This is a genomic window from Actinoplanes sp. NPDC051388 (assembly GCF_055586225.1).
In genome coordinates this window covers 351,349-366,947 of the sequence record NZ_JBVJIP010000009.1, presented here as the reverse complement: position 1 = coordinate 366,947, position 15,599 = coordinate 351,349, and the positions used below count along the sequence as shown (strand labels likewise).

16 protein-coding genes are annotated in these 15,599 nt (G+C 71.4%); 5 read left to right on the top strand and 11 right to left on the bottom strand.

Annotated features, from left to right (window positions below; translation table 11 throughout):
• Positions 1 to 458: 458 nt before the first annotated feature.
• Genes ACZ6TI_RS24460 through kdd form a run of 8 tightly spaced genes read right to left on the bottom strand, consistent with a single transcriptional unit; the run spans position 459 to position 8,798 of the window.
• Positions 459 to 1,664, bottom strand: a complete 1,206-nt coding sequence (locus tag ACZ6TI_RS24460; RefSeq protein WP_465347446.1) for a glutamate mutase L — start codon at positions 1,662 to 1,664, stop codon at positions 459 to 461.
• Positions 1,661 to 2,026 (bottom strand): 3-aminobutyryl-CoA ammonia lyase, encoded by a 366-nt coding sequence (kal, locus tag ACZ6TI_RS24455; protein ID WP_465347445.1) that lies wholly within the window; start codon positions 2,024 to 2,026, stop codon positions 1,661 to 1,663. The genes ACZ6TI_RS24460 and kal overlap by 4 nt, the downstream gene beginning before the upstream one ends.
• A complete protein-coding gene (gene kamE, locus ACZ6TI_RS24450; RefSeq protein WP_465347444.1) occupies positions 2,023 to 2,757 on the bottom strand; it encodes a lysine 5,6-aminomutase subunit beta in 735 nt (244 codons plus the stop codon). Before kamE ends, kal begins: the two co-directional genes overlap by 4 nt.
• Positions 2,754 to 3,353 (bottom strand): RloB family protein, encoded by a 600-nt coding sequence (locus ACZ6TI_RS24445; protein WP_465347443.1) that lies wholly within the window; start codon positions 3,351 to 3,353, stop codon positions 2,754 to 2,756. Before ACZ6TI_RS24445 ends, kamE begins: the two co-directional genes overlap by 4 nt.
• A complete protein-coding gene (locus ACZ6TI_RS24440) occupies positions 3,331 to 4,569 on the bottom strand; it encodes an AAA family ATPase (RefSeq protein ID WP_465347442.1) in 1,239 nt (412 codons plus the stop codon). The genes ACZ6TI_RS24445 and ACZ6TI_RS24440 overlap by 23 nt, the downstream gene beginning before the upstream one ends.
• Before the next feature lie 54 nt (positions 4,570 to 4,623).
• Positions 4,624 to 6,177 (bottom strand): lysine 5,6-aminomutase subunit alpha, encoded by a 1,554-nt coding sequence (gene kamD / locus ACZ6TI_RS24435; protein WP_465347441.1) that lies wholly within the window; start codon positions 6,175 to 6,177, stop codon positions 4,624 to 4,626.
• Between the two features lie 3 nt (positions 6,178 to 6,180).
• A complete protein-coding gene (locus ACZ6TI_RS24430; protein WP_465347440.1) occupies positions 6,181 to 7,701 on the bottom strand; it encodes an amidohydrolase in 1,521 nt (506 codons plus the stop codon).
• A 5-nt stretch (positions 7,702 to 7,706) separates the two neighbouring features.
• Positions 7,707 to 8,798, bottom strand: coding sequence for an L-erythro-3,5-diaminohexanoate dehydrogenase (kdd, locus tag ACZ6TI_RS24425; protein WP_465347439.1), 1,092 nt, complete (start codon positions 8,796 to 8,798; stop codon positions 7,707 to 7,709).
• A 102-nt stretch (positions 8,799 to 8,900) separates the two neighbouring features.
• Here kdd and ACZ6TI_RS24420 point away from each other — a divergent pair, with 102 nt between their 5' ends.
• Entirely contained in the window at positions 8,901 to 10,265 is a 1,365-nt protein-coding gene (locus ACZ6TI_RS24420; RefSeq protein WP_465347438.1) for a KamA family radical SAM protein, read from the top strand.
• 48 nt (positions 10,266 to 10,313) lie between these two features.
• On the opposite strand, the gene ACZ6TI_RS24415 is transcribed toward ACZ6TI_RS24420, so the two are convergent.
• The gene (locus ACZ6TI_RS24415; protein WP_465347437.1) at positions 10,314 to 10,505 is read right to left on the bottom strand and encodes a CsbD family protein; all 192 of its coding nucleotides are present in this window, start codon (positions 10,503 to 10,505) and stop codon (positions 10,314 to 10,316) included.
• Between the two features lie 103 nt (positions 10,506 to 10,608).
• Between ACZ6TI_RS24415 and ACZ6TI_RS24410 the strand changes: the two genes are divergently transcribed.
• From ACZ6TI_RS24410 to ACZ6TI_RS24400, 3 genes are read left to right on the top strand one after another with little or no spacing between them, the layout of a single operon-like run.
• Positions 10,609 to 11,331 (top strand): class I SAM-dependent methyltransferase, encoded by a 723-nt coding sequence (locus ACZ6TI_RS24410; protein WP_465347436.1) that lies wholly within the window; start codon positions 10,609 to 10,611, stop codon positions 11,329 to 11,331.
• A gap of 14 nt (positions 11,332 to 11,345) precedes the next feature.
• Positions 11,346 to 12,350 carry a sensor histidine kinase gene (locus ACZ6TI_RS24405; protein WP_465347435.1) on the top strand — a complete coding sequence of 335 codons (1,005 nt, stop codon included), beginning with the start codon at positions 11,346 to 11,348 and terminating at the stop codon, positions 12,348 to 12,350.
• Positions 12,347 to 13,027: a response regulator gene (locus ACZ6TI_RS24400; RefSeq protein WP_465347434.1), complete on the top strand. Its 681-nt coding sequence runs from the start codon at positions 12,347 to 12,349 to the stop codon at positions 13,025 to 13,027. Before ACZ6TI_RS24405 ends, ACZ6TI_RS24400 begins: the two co-directional genes overlap by 4 nt.
• Here the strand turns inward: ACZ6TI_RS24400 and ACZ6TI_RS24395 are convergent.
• Positions 13,011 to 13,472, bottom strand: coding sequence for an Lrp/AsnC family transcriptional regulator (locus ACZ6TI_RS24395; RefSeq protein WP_465347433.1), 462 nt, complete (start codon positions 13,470 to 13,472; stop codon positions 13,011 to 13,013). The two genes, ACZ6TI_RS24400 and ACZ6TI_RS24395, sit on opposite strands and share 17 nt — an antisense overlap.
• Positions 13,473 to 13,481: 9 nt before the next feature.
• Entirely contained in the window at positions 13,482 to 14,633 is a 1,152-nt protein-coding gene (locus tag ACZ6TI_RS24390) for an acyl-CoA dehydrogenase family protein (RefSeq protein ID WP_465347432.1), read from the bottom strand.
• A 51-nt stretch (positions 14,634 to 14,684) separates the two neighbouring features.
• Here ACZ6TI_RS24390 and ACZ6TI_RS24385 point away from each other — a divergent pair, with 51 nt between their 5' ends.
• Positions 14,685 to 15,596, top strand: a complete 912-nt coding sequence (locus ACZ6TI_RS24385) for a 5'-3' exonuclease (protein ID WP_465347431.1) — start codon at positions 14,685 to 14,687, stop codon at positions 15,594 to 15,596.
• Positions 15,597 to 15,599: the final 3 nt, after the last annotated feature.

Sequence of the window (15,599 nt, the reverse complement as noted above, 5' to 3'; positions counted from 1 at the left end):
CGCGGATAAGAGCGAAAACATAGCGCCCGCCATCCCCCCCCCCCCCCCCCCCCCCCCCCCCCCCCCCCCCCCCCCCCCCCCCCCCCGCTGCTCCCTTGGTCCGCCCGCGGACGACGTGGCAGGCGGCATCGCGAACACCTTCGGACCGGCACACCGCGGGCTGGCTGCCCCCGCCGCGTCGTTGTCTACTGGCCCCGTTCCACCCCCTGGCCCACGCCGGAAAAGCACATTGGTCCGCGCCGCCCCGCCGACCCCCACCCCCTGGACCTGGCGTGCGCGCGATCCCAGGGCGTGGGCTCGTGCGCGGCCAGTGGGCGAAGGAACGAAGCGAACAACAACTGCCTTCCCGCGTTGGGACCTAAGGACGGTACGTCCGACCCCCGCCCGCCTGTCAACCGTCCGTCCCGCGCACGGGCGTGTCGCGTTCCTCGGCGTGTCATCGGGTGTACCCGAACGGTCTACATGCCGTTCAGCAGGCCGGTGGCCGCCTCCGGATGGTCGGCCGCCAGCAGCCCGGCCGCGGCCAGCACGTACTCGGTGTCGATCATCCGACGGGCGCGGGACGGGACCGCCCAGCCGCCGCCGGTGTCGCCCAGCAAGGCGTCCAGGACGGCTGTCCCCCCGCCGTGGCGCAACACCCCGCCGGACCCCACCACGAGCGTGACGGACCGGAGGTCGCGGCCGCGGGCGTGGCGGCGTGCGGCGATGGTGGCCGCGGCGGAGGCCAGCGCGACCGGGTCGGACATTTCCGGAATGCGAAGACGAGCAGCAGCCGCGGCGGCGGCCGTCGATGCCGCGCTGACCGCCACGCCCAGGTCACCCTCGACCGTGCGGGAGAGCCACTGCGTGCCGGCCACGTCCCGGCGCGGCCCGGTGGACAGCTCGGCATCCGGCACCAGCGAGGAGTAGACGTCCGTGGTCGCTCCCCCGACGTCAACCACGAGGACCCCGGTGGACAGCGCAGAGGCGAGGAGTTCCACGCCGGCCAGCACCGCGTCCGGGGTGGCCGCGCGGACCAGCGACGCGAACCGGCGGCCCCGGGACAGCCGCTTGCCGCCGATGACGTGCCTGAGGAACACCGAGCGGATCGCCGCCCGGGCCGGGCCGGGATCGAGCTCGCCGATGCGCGGCAGGACGTTTCCGGTGACGGTCACCGTCAGGCCGCGTTCGGTCAGCAGGGACGCGGCTTGGTCGCGTACCGAAGAATTGCCGGCCACCACCACCGGGAGCCGCACCCGGGCCGTGCCCAGCCGCCGGGCGTTGTGCACCAGGATCTCGCCGTCGCCGCCGTCGGTGCCACCGACCAGCAGGATCACATCCGGACGCGACGCCCGCAGGGCGGCGACGGCCGCGCCGTCCAGCGCGCCGGCCGCGACGTGCACCACCTGGGCGCCCGCCGAAAGCCCGACCCGATGCCCGGCCTCGGCGGTGACCAGCGCCTCGTAACCGACCACCGCCAGCCGCAGCCCACCGCCCGCGGACGAGCAGGCCAGGATCGGCCCGGTCCCGCCCAGCCGGCCGACGGCCTCGTCGAGACCGGTCAGCACATCCGAGCCCGCCGTGGTCGGCACCTCCGCGCGCGACACCAGGCCGCCGCCGTCCAGGTCGACCAGGCAGGCCTTGGTGTACGTGGACCCGACGTCGACGCAGACGGCGAAGCTCACGGCTTCGCGGGGACGACCACCGTGCCCGTCGCGGTCACCGCCACGATCGGCTCCGGCAGAACGGAAGCGCCCGATCCCTCGGTGCCGCGGCAGACCACCTCGGCGCGGAAGTCGATGGTCCGCGAGCGCGAGCCCATCCGGGTCACCGTCGCGGTCACCTCGAGCACGTCGCCGGCCCGGACCGGCGCCTGGAACTGCACGTCCGAATACGACGCGAACAGCCCCTCGTCGCCGTCCAGCCGGATGCACACCTCGGTCGCGACGTCGCCGAACAGCCCGAGCGAATAGGCCCCGTCGACCAGATGCCCGGCGTAGTGCGCGTGGGCGTAGGGGACGTAGCGGCGATGCGTGACAGTGATCATGACTTCTTCTCCACAACGGCGTGCACCAGATAGGAAGCGACCTCGCGCGGCGTCGTGGCCCGGCCGAAGATCCGGTCCACGCCCAGCTCACCCGCCATCAGCTCGTCGAACCGCGGCCCGCCGACGATCAGCAGCGGGCGTTTCCCGGCCGGCAGCGCCTCACGGAACGCCGCCGCCATCGCCCGGGTGTTGTGCAGGTGCGCGTCGCGCTGGGTGACCACCTGCGAGACCAGCACGGCGTCGGCCTTCTGCGCGCGGGCCGTCTCCACCAGGTCGGGCACGGACACCTGCGCGCCCATGTTGGTCACCGCCAGCTCCCGATAGGACTCCAGGCCCTTCTCCCCCGCGATGCCCTTGAGGTTGAGGATGGCGTCGATCCCGACGGTGTGCGCGTCGGTGCCGATGCACGCCCCGACCACGCTCAGCCGCCGCCGCAGCTTGCGCTTGACTGTCGCGTTGACCTCCTTGGCGGACAGCAGCGGGAAGTCGCGCTCGACGACCTGCACCTGCTCGGTGTCCACCAGGTGGGCGACCCGGCCGTAGACGACGAAGAAGGTGTAGCCGTCGCCCATCTGCTTGGCGTGCACGAGCATCGCCGGTTCCATGCCCATCTTGGCGGCGAGCTGCAGCGCCGCGCCTTCGGCCCGCTTGTCGTGCGCGATCGGCAGGGTGAACGACACCTGCACCATGCCGTCGCCGGTGGTGTCCCCATAGGGACGAACGATCGTCATTCCTTCTCCAGGAGTGTGCTGACCAGCCGCCACATGCCCGTCGACGGGTTGCGGGCGTGGTCCTGCCCGCTCGGATCCAGCTTCTTGGCACGCGCGATGGCATCGTCCAGCCCATCCACGAAGTCTTCCCAGCGCAAGCTGTTCTTGGCGTAGCTGGGGACGTGCTTCCTGAGTTTGCGGTTTACGGCCTCGTGGTCGGCGCAATAGGCCGTGCACGCCTCGTGATGGAGCAACAACCACAGTTCGAAGCACGGATTGGAAACGGCGACGTTGATGCCCGCTTTCTCGGCGAGTGCCATGGCCATGGTCACCTTTCCGCCTTCCCGCTCGAACTGGTCGACATCAGTCACACACCAGACCTCGTCGTAGTCGTCCAATCGGAACGAAGCACGCGCGTGCTGAACCAGTTGGTCCGGCGATCCGGGCTTCTTCACAAACTTCATCGTCACGGTCGCCAGCTCGGAGTCCAGCCGCAGGCCTTCCAGGTAGTCGCCTTCGGTGCTCTTGGCGCCGATGACGATCAGGATGATCGGGCCCGGTTGACGCCTCGATGAGCGGCGCGGACGAGCCGGCTCATGCCGAGCCATCGCTGCCATCCGCTCTCGTCGCGATCATCGCCTTCACGAGGGAGTCCTCGAACACCACCGGTACCGCCCCGTAACTGCCCGCCAGATAGCGGCGTTCGCGATTCTCACCCTTGCGCGGATGAAAGTCGGACAGTGGGTACAGCGTGGTGGCACTGGACTTCTTCTCCACGAACCAGATCTCGTCGCGCATCAGCACTTCGTCTCCGAGGTTCGTGCCCAGCAACGTCGCATCGTGCGTGGTGAACACGAGTTGCGCTCCCCTGCTGTTGGTCTCCGGGCTTCGGAAGAGCTCGATCAGCCGGGCAGTCAACCTCGGGTGGAGACTCGCGTCGACCTCGTCGACGGCCATGACAGCACCGTCGTTCAGGGCATGCAGAGCCGAGATCAGGAGGTCGGTCCAGGCAAGGGTGCCATCGGACTGATCTTCTGGACCCATGGCGATGCCCTCGTCACCGTGCCGGAAGACGAGCTCGCGACGGACCGACTGCTTGATGAGGCTGATCCTCCGATCCGCTTGATCGACCTCCACGGCGGATGGCGGGACGAGGGTCTCCACGACCTCAACCGCGGAGATGCCGAGATCTGCGACCTTGACCAGATCGACGAACGAGGGGAACCGGCGGATCGCCACCTGAACACGGTCTGTCAGCCCGTCGCGAGGATGATCGGCGAAGCGCAATGCCTGGCGGAACCATCGGTAGATCGGAAGCACCTCGGCCTGAGCGGCCTGGACGGCAACGCTGAGCAGCAGGGAGTTGTCCCGCAGAAGGCCGCCGAGCACTTCCGCGCGGGCCCGGCGTTCCGGGACTGTCGACCCCAGTTCGACTTTCTTGCCGTGGCGCTCGAAGATGACTCGCTCGCGGCCGTGCGGATAGGAGTAGAGCCACTCCTCCTCGATCGCTTCCGAGTCGAGCTTCATGCCGTACAAGAATTGGACACCGTCGATCATCAGATCGACCGTGAAGGAGCTCGCAGCGTCATCGGCACGCAGTCGAAATCGGTTGCGTGGAATTCCGAACTCCGGCTCCCAGCTCCGATAGGAATGGAGAACGGCACTCCGCATCCATCGCAGCGCATCGAGCAGGTTGGACTTGCCAGAGGCGTTGGCACCGAAGATCGCAGCGACCGACACGACGGGACGTGATTGGTCATAGGCCGGGATCAGCGACAATTCCTGCTCATCTCGGATCGACCGGTGATTCTCAACCCGGAAGCTACGCAGCATGCCGGCCGTCTCGGAGATCCTGAAGCATCATCCTGCAAGTAAACCGCAAAATCCTCATTGTGGCTGCTCCAGCAGGGAGGTTACGGGGTTGAAGTAGTCGTCTGCGTGGCGGGCAACACCGTTCAGGCCTTTGCCGCGGTCGGCCGGGCGCTTCATGATGCCGAACGTGCCGTCCGCGATCGCGTTGAGCAGCGTGTCGTCGGCGATCCGGGACAGCAGGTCCACCGCCTCGTCCAGCACCAGGTGGGCGCGCCGCTGGATGAAGCCGTTCCGGGCCGGGACCAGGTCCTCGTGCAGGCCACCAGCCGCGTTCAGCACGTAGCGCACGTTCTGCAGGGCGATGTCGCGGTCGGACAGCCACGGCGTGACCACCGCCTCGGTCATCATGCCGACCAGCAGGATGCCCTGGCCGGTCAGCACGCCGGCCAGGTTGAAGAAGCCGTCCAGCAGGTTGCCGCGGAACACGTCGCCGGTCATGTGCTTGGTCGGCGGCATCCACTTCAGCGGGGCCTCCGGGAACAGCTCGCGGGCCAGCAGCGCGTGCGCCAGCTCGAGCCGGAACGACTCGGGCACGTCCGGGTTGATCTCGAACGCGTGCCCGATGCCGAGCTGCCAGTCCTCGAGGCCGGCCTCGTGCGCGAAGAACTCGTTCAGCAGCTGCGACACCGTCACCGTGTGCGCCGCCTCGACCGCGTCCGCCGTGGTCAGGTAGTTGTCCTCGCCGGTGTTGATGATGATCCCGGCGCGGGCGTGCACCTGGCGGGAGAAGCGCTGGTCGACGAAGGTGCGGATCGGGTTGATGTCGCGGAACAGGATCCCGTACATCGAGTCGTTCAGCATCATGTCGAGGCGTTCCAGGCCGGCCAGCACCGCCATCTCCGGCATGCACAGGCCGCTCGCATAGTTCGTCAGCCGGACGTAACGCCCCAGCTCGCGGGACGTCTCATCGAGGGCCGCGCGCATCAGCCGGAAGTTCTCCTGGGTCGCGTAGGTGCCGGCGAAGCCCTCCCGGGTCGCGCCCTCGGGCACGTAGTCGAGCAGCGACTGCCCGGTCGACCGGATCACCGCGATCACGTCCGCGCCGGCCCGGGCCGCGGCCTGCGCCTGCGGGATGTCCTCGTGGATGTCGCCGGTCGCCACGATCAGATAGATCCACGGCCGGCGCGGGGCGTCACCGAGCCGCTTGACCAGGCGTTCCCGCTCGGCCCGGCGTTTGTCGACGCGCGCCAGGCCGGCGCGCGCGGCCTTGGTGGCGGCCCGGCGGGCGGTCAACGGCTTTTCGGGTACGCGAAACCGCACCGCCCCCGCCGCCGCCTTCTGCGCCAGCTCCGTGACATCCCCGAAGCCCTGCGTCAGCAACGCGTCGTAGACCGGCACCGCCACCCCGTGCGCCAGCCCGACATCCGCCACCACGGCGTCGACCAACCGGTTGACCCAGGGAATGCCGTCCGGATCGGCGCCGGTCACCCCGGCCAGCCGCAGCACCGCACGCTCCACCGACACCGTGGTGTGCGAGCGCGCCAGGTCGACCACCGGCTGCCCGGCCCGCGCGGCCAGCCGCCGCGCCCGCCGCACCACGCGCGGATCCAGATCCAGCTTCCCTGCCATGTCCTACCCCTCGTAGATCGTCTCGCCGTGCAGCACCGTGCGCCGGCACACCGGCCGGGCCGGGACCACACCGTCCACATCGGGCAGCAGCCGCGGCAGCCCGTGGTCCACCCCGCCGGGCGTCTCCCACACCGCGAACGTCGCGGACGAGCCCGGCGACAGCACGCCGGCCCCGTCCTGGCCGGCCGCCCGCCAGCCACCCCGCGAGGACGCCGCGAACGCCGCCCGCACGCTCATCCGGAAGGCCGGGTTGCGGGGCGCCGCCGCGGCCGCCACCACCGTCCACGGGTCCAGCGCGGTCACCGGCGAGTCCGAGCCGAAGGCCAGCGCGACGCCGGTGGCGTGCAGCTGCCCGATCGGGTTCGACGCCATCGCCCGCCGCAGGCCGAGGCGCTGCTCGTACATCCGGCCGGCGCCGCCCCAGAGCAGGTCGAACACCGGCTGCACGCTGGCCACCACGCCGAACTCGACCATCCGCGCGATCATCGCCCGGTCGATCAGCTCGACGTGCTCGATCCGGTGCCGGCCCTCGCGGAGCCGGTCGACGCCGATCGCCTTGGCCGCGATCGCGAAGCCCTCCAGGACGGTCTCGATGGCGGCGTCGCCGATCGCGTGGAAACCGCCCTGCACACCGACGCTCACGCAGTCGAGCAGGTGCTCGCCGACCTGCTCGGCGGTCAGGAACGCCTCGCCATGGCCCGGGACGTCGGTGTAGGGCTCTCGCACCGACGCCGTGCGGGAGCCGAGGGCGCCGTCCGCGTACAGGTCTCCGCCCGCGCCGGCCGCGCCCATCTCGCGGGCCTTGGCCGCGCCGCCCAGCTCGCCCCAATAGCCGAAGACCTGCGGCAGACCCTGGCCGGAGAGCGCCAGCACCGACGCGAAGTCCGCCTCGCTGGAGGTGCCCGGGCCGCCGCACTCGTGCACCGCCGCGATGCCCATCGACGCGGCCCGTTCGAGCGCGGTGCGCTGCGCGGCCGTGCGCTGGGCCGGGGTCAGCGATCGCAGCGCGACCTCACGCACCGCGTGGTGGGCCTGCTCGCGCACCCAGCCGGAGGCGTCGTAGCCGTCCGCTCCGGCGGCCGTCGCCAGCAGCGACGTCGAGCACAGCGCGGAGTGGATCGAGGCCTGGGACAGATAGACGCGGCGGCCGGCGGCGGCGCGGTCGAGCTCGGCCGCGGACGGCGGGGTCTGGTCGGGCCAGGTCGACTCGTCCCAGCCGTGCCCGTGCACCACGCCGTCGGCCGGCCGGGTCGCCGCGAACGCCGCGACCGCGTCGAGCAGCTCCCCCGCCGAGCGCACGCCGGACAGGTCGAGCCCGTCGATCGCCAGGCCGGTGTCGGTGGCGTGCACGTGCGCGTCGACGAACGCCGGGGTCACCAGCGCACCGCCGAGATCCACCGTCAGGTCCGCGGCCGGCGCCTCGGACGCGTCGCCCAGCCACGCGATCCGCCCGTCGCGCACGAGCATCGCGGTCGCCTTGGGATCGGCGGCCGCGTAGAACCGGCCGCCCGTGAAAAGAGTCATGCCGGTCAGTGTCCCGCGAGCCGCTTCTCGAACAGCGCGCGGACGGCCGGCTCCTGACGCAGCAGGTCCACCGCGAACTCCGCGTGCCCGGGCAGATAGCCGTTGCCGATCAGCATGGTCACGTCCGCCGCCAGACCCTCCGCGCCGAGCGCCGCCGCCGGGAAACTGGTCGCCATCGAGAAGAAGATCACCGTGCCGCCACTGCCGGTGGACAGGATCGCGCCGTGCTCGCAGCCCGGCACGTCCACGCACACCACGGTCACCGTGGCCGGCCCGCCCAGCGCCTGGGCCACCGCGCTCGACACCGCCACCGGGTCGCGGGCGTCGGCGATCGCCACCGCGTCGGCCAGCCCGGCCCGCGTCAGCGCGTCACGCTCGCTCGGCGAGACCACGATCCCCGCCGTACGCGCACCCGCCCGCCGCGCCGCCGCCAGCGCGAGCGACCCGGACTTGCCAGCCCCGCCGAGCACCGCCACCGTGGGCACCTCGGAGTGGTAGCCCACGCGTGCATCCGAGGCCGGAACGGACGGCTCGGCTGCCACTTTTGTTGTGTAGCCGCGCACGACCCGGTCGACCAGCGCCGGGGCGCCGCACACGTCGTAGACCGCCAGCGCAAGCTCGGCCGGCAGGTCGTCGGGCAGCACCGCCACCACCGAGCGCCCGAACAGGATGGCGTGCCCGGTGGCCGGGACCTGCTCACCGCGGCCGTCCCAGCCGGCCAGCCCGTCCGTGACGGCCAGTGGCGTGAGGGTCAGCGACACCAGGGTGGCGACTCGGTCGCCCGGCTTGACCGGCAGCGGCGACTCGGGACCGACCTCGTCCACCACGCCGATCAGCATGCCGCCGGAGCCGGTCACCGGGTTGTGCATCTTCCCGCGCGTACCGATGATCTCCAGGACCTCGGACCGGACGGCCCGGCCGTCACCGCCGTGCTTTTCGGCCAGCTGGCGGAAGCTGGCCGCGTCGAGGTTGAGCCGCTCGACCCGCACGCGCACCTCGTCGGCGGCGATCTCCGGCCGCGCGTCCAGCCGCCACGCCGCCTGCGGCAGCACCCCGGCCGGCTCGAGCACCCTCGACAACCCCACCGACATCGTCATGCGCACGTTCCTCCCACGAAACATTCCGCCATCCGGCCCACTGGCCGCAAATCCTCCGTTGCGACGGTTTCCACACCGCAGATTCTTCAGTATCCTCGATCAATGACCATGCCACCAGGCCAGCCCTACGAATACCGGCGCGTCCCCCTCGTGGAGCCGGACTGGACCCGATTCCCCGGCTGGCGCGACGTCACCGCCCAGCAGTGGGAGTCCGCGCAGTGGCAGCGGGTCAACTGTGTGAAGAACGTCAAACAGCTGCGCAAGGTGCTCGGCGATCTCGTGGACGACGGTTTCTACACCGACCTGGAGACCGACCAGCAGCGCCTCGCGACCATGTCGATGCTGGTCACGCCACAGATGCTCAACACCATGGTGCCGGATGCGACCCCCGACACGGCGTCGTTCTACGCGGACCCGGTGCGGCGTTACATGATCCCGGTGGCCACCGACCGGCACCTCGACTGGCCGTCACACCCGCACGCCACCCGCGACTCGCTGCACGAGCACGACATGTGGGTGGCCGAGGGGCTGACCCACCGATACCCGACGAAGGTGCTGGCCGAGCTGCTCTCCACCTGCCCGCAATACTGCGGGCACTGCACCCGGATGGACCTGGTTGGCAACAGCACGCCGACGGTCGACAAGCTCAAGCTGTCGCTCAAGCCGGTGGACCGTTACGACGCCCACCTGGCCTATCTGAAGGCGCACCCCGGCGTGCGGGACGTGGTGGTCAGCGGCGGCGACGTGGCGAACGTGCCGTGGAAGCAGCTCGAGGCCTATCTGATGGGCCTGCTCTCGGTGCCCACCGTGCGCGACATCCGGCTGGCCACCAAGGCGCTGATGGGTCTGCCGCAGCACTGGCTGCAGGGCGACGTGGTCGAGGGCCTCAACCGGGTGGCGATCACCGCCGAGCGGCGCGGCGTCAACCTGGCCGTGCACACCCACGTCAACCACGTGAACTCGCTGACCCCGCTGGTCGCCCGCGCGGCGCGGATGCTGCTCGAGGTGGGCGTGCGCGACGTGCGCAACCAGGGCGTGCTGATGCGCGGCGTGAACGCCACCTCCAAGGACCTGCTGGACCTGTGCTTCGGGCTGCAGGGCGAGACCGGCATTTTGCCGTATTACTTCTACATGTGCGACATGATCCCCAACGCGGAGCACTGGCGCGTCCCGGTCTGGCACGCCCAGCAGCTGCAGCACGACATGATGGGCTACCTGCCGGGTTATGCCACCCCGCGGATCGTCTGCGACGTGCCGTTCGTCGGCAAGCGCTGGGTGCACATGGTCGCGGAATACGACCGCGAGCACGGCATCTCCTACTGGACCAAGAACTACCGCACCTCGATCGAGGCGACCGACGACGAGGCGCTGAGCAAGCTCTACGCGTACTACGACCCGATCGACTCGCTGCCGCAGTCCGGCCAGGACTGGTGGCGCAAGCAGGACGCCGACCTCGAGCCGGCATGAAAGAAGCGCCCCGCCGTCTGGCGGGGCGCTTCTTCGCTATGGGGTGGATCAGCTGAACGCGTCGCGAACGTCCTTGCCGGCGTCCTTGACGTGCTCGCCCGCCTGCTTGGCGTGCGCGGACGTCTCCTGCGCCTGACCTTCGGCCTGGAGGCGCTCGTTGTCGGTCGCGTCGCCGGCCTTCTCCTTCGCCTTGCCGGTCAGCTCTTCGACCTTGTTCTTGACCTTGTCCGTGAAGCTCATGTTGTCCAACCTCCTCGGTTGCTGACTCACTGCCCGCTCGGCGACTTCACCAAACGTCACAGCGTCTCAGGCGTCCTAGGATAGTGGGATATATGATCAAGGCGTGGATGATCGTGCGGCGCATGCGAACTCGTTCGGTCCGGCGGCGCACGTCTACGAGCGCGGGCGGCCGCCCTACCCCGGGGAGGCCCTCGACTGGCTGCTCCCGGCCGGCGCCCCGCGGGTCCTCGACCTGGGCGCCGGCACCGGCAAACTGACCCGGCAGCTGACCGCCCGCGGCCTGCCGGTCACCGCCGTCGACCCGTCCGAGGGCATGCTCGCCGAGCTGCGCCGGGTGCTGCCCGGTGTGCCCGCGCACCTGGGCAGCGCCGAGCGCATCCCGCTGCCGGACGACTCGGCCGACGTGGTGCTGGTGGCGCAGGCCTGGCACTGGGTCGACCCGGAGCGCGCGGCGCCGGAGATCGCCCGGGTGCTCTCCCCCGGCGGACGGCTCGGCATGCTCTGGAACGTCCGCGACGACGGCGAGGACTGGGTGCGCCGGCTCGACGCGATCATCGGCGCCCCCGAGCAGGGGCGCACCACCGAGGTCGGCGCGCAGTTCGAGGCGGTGGAGCACCACCGGGTGCGCTGGTCGCACACGATCAGCCCGGACAGCCTGCTCGACCTGGTCGCCTCGCGCAGCCACGTGATCCTGCTGCCGGCCGCCGAGCGGGCCGCGCTGCTCGCCCAGGTGCGCCAGCTGATCGTCACGCATCCGGCACTGGTCGGCCGCACCGGCTTCACCATGCCGTACGTCACCGACTGCGCTCGCACCACCCTGCTCTGATGCACAATCGGCGGATGCCGCGATCACGCCTGGCCGGCGCCGCGGTGGCCGCCGCCGGGCTGGGCGTCACCACCGCCGTGCTGCTGCCGCTGCGCGACAACCTGTCGCTGGCCGCGGTGATCCTGCTCCACCTGGTGCCGGTGCTGGCCACCGCCGCCGCCGGTGGGCTGTGGCCGGCCCTGGGCGCGGCCGTGGCGGCCGACCTGCTGGTCAACTGGTTCTTCGTGCCGCCCTATCGGACGCTCTCCGTGGAGACCGGCGACAACCTGGTCGCGCTGGTGGTCTATCTGCTGGTCGCGGCCGCCGCCGGGCTGGCCGTGGACGCCACCGCCGCCCGGGCCGCGCTGGCCGCCCGGCTGGCCGAGACCGACCGGCTGCGGGCCGCCCTGCTCGGCGCGGTCGGGCACGACCTGCGCACCCCGCTGGCCGGAATCAAGGCGGCTGTGTCCAGCCTGCGGCAGCCGGACGTGGCGTTCGCGCCGGACGACCGGGCCGAGCTGCTGGCCACCGTCGAGGAGTCCGCCGACCGGCTCACCGGCGTGGTGGACAACCTGCTCGCGGTCAGCCGGTTGCAGGCCGGCGCGCTGGCCGCGGAGGTGCGCCCGACCGCCCTCGACGGGGTGGTCGCGCAGGCCGTGCTCGACGGGCCGGGCGGCGCCGAGGTGGACGTGCCGGACGACCTGCCGCTCGCGCTGGCCGACCCCGGGCTGCTCGAACGCGTGCTGGTCAACCTGCTGGCCAACGCGCGGGTGGCCGGCGGACCGGTCGCGGTCCGCGGCACCCACGACAGTGACCGGGTGGCGCTGGCGGTGGTGGATCACGGGCCGGGCATCGCGCCGGATCGGCTGGCGGCGGCGTTCGCGCCGTTCCAGCGGCTCAACGACCACACCGGCGGCGGGCTGGGCCTGGGGCTGGCGATCGCCCGCGGCTTCACCGAGGCGCAGGGCGGCACCCTGACCGCGAGCGAGACCCCCGGTGGCGGCCTCACGATGACGATCAGCCTGCGGGCCGCGTCGTGAGCCGGATCCTGGTGGTCGACGACGACGACCAGCTGCGCCGGGCGTTGCGGATCAACCTGACCGCCCGCGGCTACCAGGTGCTGGTCGTGGCGGACGGCGCCTCGGCCCTGGACGCGGCCGGGCGCACCCCGCCCGACCTGGCCATCGTCGACCTCGGCCTGCCCGACCTGGACGGCGTCGACGTGGTCCGCGGGATCCGCGGCTGGAGCACGCTGCCGATCATCGTGCTCTCCGCCCGCGACGAGCAGGCCACCAAGGTGGCCGCGCTGGACGCGGGCGCGGACGACTATGTGACCAAGCCGTTCGGCATGGACGAACTGCTCGCCCGGATCCGCGCCGCGCTGCGCCGGGCCGCGCCGGCGCCGGACACCGCCACCGTCGTCACGCCCGACTTCACCATCGACCTGAGCGCCAAACGGCTGATCACCGAGGCCGGCGAGGTGCGCCTGACGCCGACCGAGTGGCACATGCTCGAAGTGCTGGCCCGGCACCCGGACAAGCTGGTCACCCAGAAGGACCTGCTGCGCGAGGTGTGGGGGCCGCGCTACGAGCACGAGACCAACTATCTGCGCGTGCACCTGGCCAACCTGCGGCGCAAGCTCGAACCCGAGCCGTCCCGGCCGCGCTATCTGATCACCGAGCCGGGGATCGGCTACCGATTCACTCCGCTGCCTTGACCTCCGCGAGGCGCGGCGGGCGATTCTCGTACGGCGTGGAGAGCACCACCGTGGTGCGGGTGGTGACGTTCGCCGCCGTCCGGATCTCCTGCAGCAGCCGTTCCAGGTCGGCGGGGCCGGCCACCCGCACCAGCAGAAGGTAGAAGTCGTCCCCGGCGACCGAATAGCACGAGTCGATCTCGGAGAGATGCGCCAGCCGCTCGGGCGCGTCGTCCGGCTGCGACGGGTCGAACGGCCGGATCGCCACGAACGCGGTCAGCGGCAGCTCGAGCGCCTCGAACGACACCTTCGCCGTGTAACCGCTGATCACGCCGCGCTGCTCGAGGCGGCGCACGCGCTGGTGCACCGCCGACACGCTCAGCCCGACCCGCTCGGCCAGGTCCGTGTATGACAACCGGCCGTCCGCGGTGAGGGCGCCCACGATCGCCCGGTCGATCTCTTCCACGGCGACACCTTACTGTGCGGCCTGTTTCGCGAGTGCGCGGCTGATCACCATCCGCTGGATCTGATTGGTCCCCTCGACGATCTGCAGCACCTTCGCCTCGCGGAACCAGCGCTCCACCGGGTGGTCGGCGACGTAGCCCGCGCCGCCCAGCACCTGCACCGCGTCGGTGGTCACCCGCATCGCCACGTCGGTGGCGAACAGCTTGGCCTTCGCCGCCTCGGTGGAGAACGGCCGCCCCAGATCCTTCAGCCGGGCCGCGGCCAGGGTGAGCGCCCGCGCGGCGGAGATCTGCGTGGCCATGTCGGCGAGCATGAACCCGACGCCCTGGAAGTCGCCGATCGGCCGGCCGAACTGCGACCGCTCCCTGGAGTACGCGCACGCGTGGTCGAGCGCCGCCTGCGCCAGACCCACCGCGCACGCCGCGATCCCCAGCCGCCCGGCGTCGAGGGCCTGCATCGCGATCCGGAAACCGGCGCCCTCCCCGCCGATCAGCCGGTCGGCGGGCACCCGGGCGCCGTCGAACACGATCGGGGCCGGCGGTGAGGCACGCAAGCCCATGGTGTTCTCCGCCTTCTGCGGCAGCAGCCCGGGGGTGTCGGCGTCGGCCAGCAGGCAGGAGATGCCGGCCGGGCCGGGACCGCCGGTGCGGCAGAAGATGTTGTAGAAGTCCGCCTCGCCGCCATGCGTGATCCACGCCTTGGTGCCGGTGACCACCCACTCCGCGCCGTCCCGGACGCCCCTGGTGGTGAGCGCCGCGGCGTCCGACCCGCCCTGCGGCTCGGACAGGCAGTAGGCACCCAGCCGCTCGCCGCCGAGCAGCTCAGGCAGCATCTCGCGCTGCGCCGCGGAACCCCACGCCGCCACCGGGAAGCAGGACAGGGTGTGCACGCTGACCGCCTCGGCGATCGCCAGCCACGACCCCGCCAGCACCTCCAGCACCTGCAGATAGACCTCGTACGGCTGGCCGCCGCCGCCGTCCCGCTCGGGGTAGGGCAACCCGAGCAGCCCGGCCCGCCCGATGGTGCGCAACACCTCACGCGGAAACTCGCCCCGTGCCTCGAAATCGGCCGCCCGGGGCGCGAGCTCCCCGGCGGCGATCTCCTCGGTCAGGCCGATCAAGTCGTACGCCTCATCCGTCGGCAAGATCCGGTCCACCGTCATAACGGATAGCTTAACGGTCGTTTGGTTGCCGGGAGACTAGGCTGACGTGCCATGAGCGACCGACCGCTGCTGGCCGTGGACGCACCGAGCCTGTACTTCCGGGCGTTCCACGGCATCCCGGAAAACGCCGCCCGCACGGAGGCCGGCGAGCCGGTCAACGCGATCCGCGGGTTCATGGACATGATCGCCCAGTTGATCCGCACCCGGCACCCGGATCGGCTGGTCTGTGCCCTGGACGCGTCGTGGCGGCCGGCCTGGCGGGTGGCGCTGGTGCCTTCGTACAAGAAGCACCGGGTCGCGCACGGCGACGTCGAGGAGGTGCCGAAGGCCCTCGAAAAGCAGATCCCAGTGCTGCTCGAGGTGCTCACCGCGGTCGGCATCCCGGCGTTCGGGGTGGACGGCTATGAGGCCGACGACGTGCTCGGCACCCTCGCCGCCACCCAGCCCGCGCCGGTCGAGGTGGTCTCCGGCGACCGCGACCTGTTCCAGCTGGTCGACGACGAGCGCCGCACCCGGCTGCTCTACTGCGGCCGCGGCGTGTCCAAGCTGGAGGACGCCGACGACGCCCTGGTCCGGCAGAAGTACGGCGTCCCGGCCCGGTGGTACGCGGACTTCGCGGCGATGCGCGGGGACCCGAGCGACGGCCTGCCCGGCGTGCCCGGCGTCGGCGACAAGACCGCGGCCCGGCTGATCGACCGCTACGGCGGTGTCGAGCAGATCCTGGCCGCCCTGGACGACCCGGACGCCGGCTTCGCGCCCGGGCTGCGCGCCAAGCTCAAGGACTCGGCGGGCTACCTGGACAAGGCACTGCCGGTCTGCAAGGTCGCGCTGGACGTCAAGCTGCCCGACTTCGACTCCACCCTGCCGAAGTCGCCGGAGGACCCCGACCAGCTCCTCGCGCTGGCGGAGCGCTGGAACCTGGCGGGATCGGCCCGGCGATTGGTCGACGCCTTGGCGGGCTGAGTT